This window comes from Streptomyces palmae (assembly GCF_004684805.1).
Classification (GTDB): Bacteria; Actinomycetota; Actinomycetes; order Streptomycetales; family Streptomycetaceae; genus Streptomyces; species Streptomyces palmae.
The window spans coordinates 1-6,295 of the sequence record NZ_SRID01000392.1; the positions used below are offsets into that span (position 1 = coordinate 1).

General features: G+C 73.5%; 6 protein-coding genes. 1 reads left to right on the forward strand and 5 read right to left on the reverse strand.

Annotated features, from left to right (window positions below; genetic code table 11):
- From E4099_RS33250 to E4099_RS27525, 5 genes are all read right to left on the reverse strand, one after another.
- On the reverse strand, positions 1-3,011 hold a 3,011-nt coding region (locus tag E4099_RS33250), incomplete at its 3' end, for a hypothetical protein (protein WP_167828496.1).
- 33 nt (positions 3,012-3,044) lie between these two features.
- Positions 3,045-3,188 (reverse strand): DUF6760 family protein, encoded by a 144-nt coding sequence (locus E4099_RS33255; RefSeq protein WP_167828497.1) that lies wholly within the window; start codon positions 3,186-3,188, stop codon positions 3,045-3,047.
- Complete coding sequence (locus E4099_RS27515; RefSeq protein WP_245245217.1) at positions 3,185-3,649, reverse strand: hypothetical protein; 465 nt, start codon at positions 3,647-3,649, stop codon at positions 3,185-3,187. The genes E4099_RS33255 and E4099_RS27515 overlap by 4 nt, the downstream gene beginning before the upstream one ends.
- The gene (locus E4099_RS27520) at positions 3,649-4,092 is read right to left on the reverse strand and encodes a phage tail protein (RefSeq protein WP_135341833.1); all 444 of its coding nucleotides are present in this window, start codon (positions 4,090-4,092) and stop codon (positions 3,649-3,651) included. Before E4099_RS27520 ends, E4099_RS27515 begins: the two co-directional genes overlap by 1 nt.
- Before the next feature lie 64 nt (positions 4,093-4,156).
- Entirely contained in the window at positions 4,157-5,710 is a 1,554-nt protein-coding gene (locus tag E4099_RS27525) for a phage tail sheath family protein (protein WP_135341834.1), read from the reverse strand.
- Between the two features lie 254 nt (positions 5,711-5,964).
- Here E4099_RS27525 and E4099_RS27530 point away from each other — a divergent pair.
- Positions 5,965-6,295 (forward strand): hypothetical protein (locus tag E4099_RS27530; protein WP_209446760.1); only part of this gene is annotated, 331 nt, incomplete at its 3' end.

Below are 6,295 nucleotides of genomic sequence, written 5' to 3' on the forward strand. Positions count from 1 at the left end.
GGCTCGTGGGGCGGGTCGGCCGGTGGCGGCGCGTCGTCGGCGGGTGGATCGGCCGGAGGCGTTCCGGCGTCCCGCTGCACGGCCGCGAGATGCCCGGGCGGCGGCCGGAAGACGACCGAACCGTCCGCCATCCGCTGCGCCACTCCCGCGGCCACGGCCACCGCCCCGGCATCCACCAGGCGCTGCACCGGTGCGCCCCCGGACTCCGCCGCCCCGGTGGCACCGGGGGACATCGACCGGGACAGCGGCACGGGCGGTGCCGCACCAGGCCGCGCGGGCGCGGCCGTCTGAGGCGCCGCCTCGGTGACCGTACGCTGCACCGCGCCGGACGCCGGGTACGGCAGCGGGGGCGCGGGGATGACGACCACGGGCTGCGACCGGGGGGCCGACGCCGTGGGCCGGGGTGCGGCCGGGTCCGCAGTTGACCGCTGGACCAGGGACGGTTGGCGGGGCGAACTCTGTTCCAGGGGCGGGTTGCCGACGGGGCGCCAGGGCGTGGACGGTGCGGTGACGGACCGCTGGGCCGTAGCGGGTGGCATGGCCGGGCCGTGCGGGGAAACGGGCTCAGCGGCCGCACCCCGGTTCGGCGTGGCCGGTGCCGTCGGCTGCTGAACCGGTGCGGCCCCGGTCACCGACCGCTGGACGGCCGCCGGTCCCACCGCCGGCTGCTGGATCGGTACGGGCCGGGTTTCCGACCGCTGGACGGCCGCCGGCTGCTGGTGGCCGGGCCCCGCTTCCGCTGCTGACCACTGAACACCCGGCGCCGCTTCGAACCGATGGGCCGCCGGCCCTGCCTCCTCCCCCGCTCCCCTCTCGTCCCCCGCGGCCCGCGCCGTCGACCGCTGGACCGGCGCGGGCCGCGTCGTCGGCGCGGAAGCGGAGCCGCCCGCGGCGGGCCGGCCGGGCTCGGGGTGCGCCGCGTCGCGCAGCCGGGACACCACCGGCCCGGAACCGGACGGCGCGGGGCCGGACGGTCCGGGGCCGTCGAATCCCGGCCCGTCGGAGCCGGAGCCCCCGGAGCCCTCACCGCCTGGTCCGCCGTGACCGGAGCCGTGGGGCTCGGGGGCCGACGGTCTGGAGCCGGAGTGCGGTGGGTCGGCCGCATGCCCGGAGCCGGCCGACTCGGACTCCGCCGGCGGGTCCATCCCCCAGCGCAGCGGCACCACGCTGGGCTCCGGAGCCGCGGTCGGTCCGCTGTCGTCCGGGACCGGCACGCCCGAGAAGAGCGGCAGGGAGCGTTGCGCCACCAGCGGCACCACCGGACCGGTGGCCACCGGCTCCGCGGACGGGGCCGGGCCGGTGATCGGGGTGCCATCCGCGGTGGCCCGTTGCAGCGGCACCGCCGCACGGGAGACAGAGGGCGCCCCGGCCCGCGAGGAATCCGCTCCCGAGGTCGTGTCCTGCGAGGACGCCGGGCCGGGAGCGCCGGTCTGGAGTGGAGCCGCGTGCGGGGCGGTGGTCTGCGGTGCCGGGTCCGAAGCGGTGTGCGAAGACGTGTCCGTGGTGTCCGTGGTCTTTGAGTGGTGCGGGATCAGCGGATCATCGCCGAGCAGTGGCCTGGCCGGGGGCTCCGGTGCGGGCGGTTCGGGGACCGGCTCGGGATCGGGGTGCCGGGAGATGTCGGAACGCAGCTCACTGCCCGCGTCGTCCACCGTGCGGGCGACGGGCAGCGTGCCGCCGTCCCCCGGCTCGGCCGAGTCCGCGGTGTCCGGGAGCCCGTCCGCGGTCCCGCCCGCCGCCGGCTCCGATGCCGGAGCGGCGGCCGGCTGCTGCGGTGCGGGGGCCGTCGGACCAGGCCCGGTCTCCGGTTCCGCGACCGCATCCGGAACCTCGGCGGAGGCCGCCCTCTGGACGGAGGCGGACGGCGTCGGCAGGGCGGGAGGAGTCGGTATGGCGGGCGGAGCCGGGATGGTAGGAGGAGCGGGAATGGCGACAGGCCCCGAAATGATGGCCGGATCCGGGGCCGCGCCGAAGGACGGGGGCGCCGAGGGGGCCGGGCCGGTGCGCGCGGCCGGGGCACGCTGGGCCGTGGGTGGCAGCGCGGACAGCGGTTCGCCCAGCCCGAGTCCACGTGGTGGCCGCGGGACCTCGGACGCGGCCGACCGCTGCACGCTGGCCCGCTGCGCCGACTCCTGCCCCACCGCCCGACTCGCCACCTGACCCAAACCGGAATCAGCCCCGGTCAGCGGCGCCACGCGGGCGCCCGAGTCCGTCTCAGGCGACGCGTCCCCGCCCGTGACGGACTCGGGCGCCGCACTCACCCCGGAATTCGGCTCCGTGTCCGCGGGCGGTGCCGGACTCGCGCCCAGATCCGGCACCGGATCCACGGCCGGCGCCGACACCACGCCCGTGCCCGACTCGGCATCCGCGACCGGCGCCGCACCCGCGCCCGTATTCGAAACCGGCGGTGTGCTCCCGCCCGTATCCGAAACCGGCGTGTCCGGCACCGGTGAGGGAGCCGGGGTGACGACCGGCAGCTGGATCAGGGAGGGCATCGACGTCTCCGCCGGCCGGGCCGAGATCAGCGGCTCGGCCGACGAACGCTGCACCGCCGCGGCCGTGCCCTGCCCGCCGCCGATGGCCTGCGGCCGAGCCGGCTGGAGTACGGCCTTGGGGGCCTCACCGGTGCCGGCAGCGGCAGCGGTCCGGGGGACCGGTTCGGCCGCGACCGACCGACTCACCACGGGGGCGCTGGGCGTGGCGAGCCCGTGCCCCAGGCCCGACGGTGCCTGCGGGCTCACCAGATGCCCGAGCGGGGTGCTGAACGTGGCGTCCCGCCAGGTACCGAGCGACCCGCGGAACCCGTCGGGGTCGGAGACCAGCGCCGTGTCGGCCACCATCCGCTGCAGGGGCGGCAGATCCTGCCAGCCGGGCACCGACGGGGGTGCCGCCGCCCCGGTCTCCGCCGCCGGCGCCCCGCCGGACGCCGGGGACGCGGGAGGCGAAGGCTCGGCCGCGGCGGCCGGTGCGGCGGTCTGCCGACGGCCGCTCAGCCAGGACAGCAATCCCATCGGTTCCTCGGTCCCCTCGCGTGCGTTGTTGCGTCACTGCCCGTTGAGCCGGGCGATCTGATCCACATACCTGAGGCGATCCGCGTGTTCGAGGTCGAGGATCTGGTCCAGCGGCCAGTGGAAGTGGAAGGCGAGGTACGCGACTTCCTCGTGGATCCGGTCCGCCGCGTACGTCACGATTCCCCCAGGCGACCACCCCCGGCCAGGTCCACCGCGAAGCTCTCCTGGCACGAGGGGCAGGTGACGGCGGCCCGGGTGTGCCCCTCGGCGTTGATCCGCCGATAGAAGTCCTGGAGGAAGGCCAGGTCGGAGGCGAACAGGTCCTCCACGATGCCCGGGTGGACGTCCTCGATGGTGCCGAGCCGGGTGAGCACCCGGGAGATCAGCACCACCGACAGATAGGCCGAGTTCTCCCGCACCCGGTCGTCGCGGAGCGGGATCAACTCGTCCCGCGCGGTGGCCAGGCGCATCACACCGGTACGGTGGACGGTGCCGGAACCGTCCACGTACCCGCGCGGCAGTTCGAAGGGGAACTCGGTCCGCAGGCGCTCGGTCCGCTCCCTTCGCACCGCCTGCCCGGTGTCCTCGGGGGGCGCGTACTCGTCCTCCCGAGCGGGGACCGGGATGGTGCGACGCATCACTCGACTTCCATGCTTTCGTAGGTGATGGCCAGCTTCTCGGTGAGCACCGAGGTGTCGCCCGCCTTGAGGGTGCTGATCTCCAGCGACTTCGGCCAGGCGTTGACCAGCTTGTAGCGCTTGATCGGGATGCCCTCGTAGTCGAAGACGATGATGGTGCCGTGGCGCCGGGCGTTGTTCATCTTCCCGAACCGCGAATCCTTGATCCACTTCTCGAAGCTGTTGTCCTCGGTGAGACCGCGGGTGACGGTGACCTCGCCGGCCTTGGGTCGTCCGGGCAGCTTCTTGATCGCGTACTTGCCATCGGCGGTGTTCTGCTTCAGCTCGATGACGTCCTGCTCCATCTTCAGACCACTGACCTCGGTGATCTGGCGGATGAGCACGCTGTCGAACTCCAGCCCGAAGGAGTGGCCTACGGAACTGTCGAGATCGGGGAGCGGCATACCAGCCTCCTTGTTCGCTCAGTAGAGTCCGCGGGCGGCCGGTGGGGCCGCCGCGCGGGTGCCGTCACTCGTCGACGGCGCCGGTGCCGCCCGACAACTGGGCGAGCCGGAACACCACGAACTCCGCCGGCTTGACCGGGGCGACCCCGATCTCGCAGATGACCTGGCCCGCCTCGATGCTCTCCGGCGGGTTGGTCTCCCGGTCGCACTTCACGTAGAAGGCCTCGTCCGGGGTGAGTCCGAACAGCGCTCCCTTGCGCCACTCGTTGACCAGGAAGGCCGAGATGGTGCGGCGTACCCGGGCCCACAGGGCGTCGTCGTTCGGCTCGAACACCACCCACTGGGTGCCGGCCAGGATCGACTCCTCCAGGTAGTTGAAGAGCCGCCGCACGTTGAGGTAGCGCCAGGCCTGGTCGTCCGCGAGGGTGCGGGCGCCCCAGATCCGGATACCGCGGCCGGGGAAGGCGCGGATGCAGTTGAGTCCGATGGGGTTGAGCAGGTCGTGCTCGCCCTTGGTGATCTGCGTCTGAAGGGCGACGGCTCCCCTGATCACCTCGTTGGCCGGGGCCTTGTGCACGCCGCGCGACTCGTCGTTGCGCGCCCACACGCCCGCGATGTGGCCGCTGGGCGGCACGAAGGTGTTCCGCCCGGCACCCGGGTCGAACACCTTGATCCAGGGGTAGTACATGGCGGCGTACTTGGAGTCGAACCCGGCGCGCTCCCGCCGCCATCCCTTCACCTGCTGCGGGCTCAGGCCGGGCGGCGGGTCGAGGATGGCGATCCGGTCGCCCATCGACTCGCAGTGGGTGATGAGCCCGTTCTGAACGGAGATCACCGTCTCCAGGTCCAGCACTCCGCGCTCGAAGGCGCTCATCAGGTCGGGCACGGCCACCATGGTGATCTCTTCGATGGCCTCCAGCCCGCCGAAGCCGGTGCGCCGGTCGGCGCTGCCCACATACGAGTCGACGGACAGCGCGTCGGGCGCTGCCGCGCCGGCGGGGTCGCTGCTCTGCGGTACCGCCAGAGTGACCGCCTGGCTCGCGGGCCGGGCGGGTGCGGCGCCCTTGCCGGGCTCCTCCAGCGCGATCAGCCGCGACTGGGCCTTCACCTGGGTGGCGACGTTCTCCTTGCTGCGCTTGGTGGTGACGGCCGGGTAGGTCTCCGCGACCTGGCCGTCGCGCTTCACCAGCAGCTTGAACACGTCCTGCGGCGGATCCTCGCCCTCCGGGTCCGCCACCTCGATGGTGATCTCACCGGTGACGCCGGGCAGAGCCCGCACCACATAGGGGCCGAGCTGCGCCTGCGGTCCGGCGGTGAGCTGGGCCTTGGGCGGCGCCTCGCCCTCCTCGGTGTCGCGACCGCCGATGCGGACGACGTAGCAGATCCCGCCACCGTTGGCGAAGAACCCGTAGACGGACGAGGCCAGATACGTGCCTTCGACGAAGTCACCGAAGACGCTGGTGAACTGCGTCCAGTTGGTGATCAGCGTCGGCTCGTTGAACGGGCCCTTCTGGGCGAAGCCGACGAAGGCGGCGACCGACGTCCCCACCCCTTCGATCGGGCGGGACCCGGACTCGACTTCCTCGACGTAGACGCCCGGGGACAGGTACGACGGCATACCACTCTCCTTGACCGGGGAAACGAATGCGATTCTTGTGGCGCTCGGGGATCTTCGGGAAGGGCGATCGGCCGCCCCCGCGTACAGAACCGCCTGCCCGAAGGTGCATCCCCAACTGCCCTCAAACCGGCACATCGGGATAGGTACCGACTCGCGAACGCGCGCATCCTGACGGACATGTCGGGAGGCACGGCCAAGGCCGAGCACATACACCCGAGCGGCGAACGCGGCGGCCGGCTCCAGCGGGCGACGCCATGAAGGCCACCGGGGAGAAGCCCACCAAGCCCACAGGCTCAGCGCGCCCCGGCACCCCTGCCGGGAAGGCCGCGCAGCACGGGCCCAACGCCGCCGCCTCCAGCACCTCCGCCGCCACCGCGCAGACCGTCGCGGAAACCGCCGACACGGCCACGGTACCCACGTCCGACCGCCCGGCCCTGGGTGCGCGTGATCTGCGGATGCTGCAGGGTGCGGTCGGCAACCGTGCGGTGTCCCGTCTGGTCGCGCAGCGCTACACCGCTCCGGTGAAGACGCCGGCGGCTCAGGCGCCGGGTTTCCGCAGGGTGAAGTCGGATGTGGCGGCGAAGA

Bases quoted from the DNA above. Each gene is read 5' to 3' on its own strand.
- E4099_RS27520 (WP_135341833.1), bottom strand. From the start codon at position 4,092: ATGCCGCTCCCCGATCTCGACAGTTCCGTAGGCCACTCCTTCGGGCTG.
- E4099_RS27515 (WP_245245217.1), bottom strand. From the start codon at position 3,649: ATGCGTCGCACCATCCCGGTCCCCGCTCGGGAGGACGAGTACGCGCCC.
- E4099_RS27525 (WP_135341834.1), bottom strand. From the start codon at position 5,710: ATGCCGTCGTACCTGTCCCCGGGCGTCTACGTCGAGGAAGTCGAGTCC.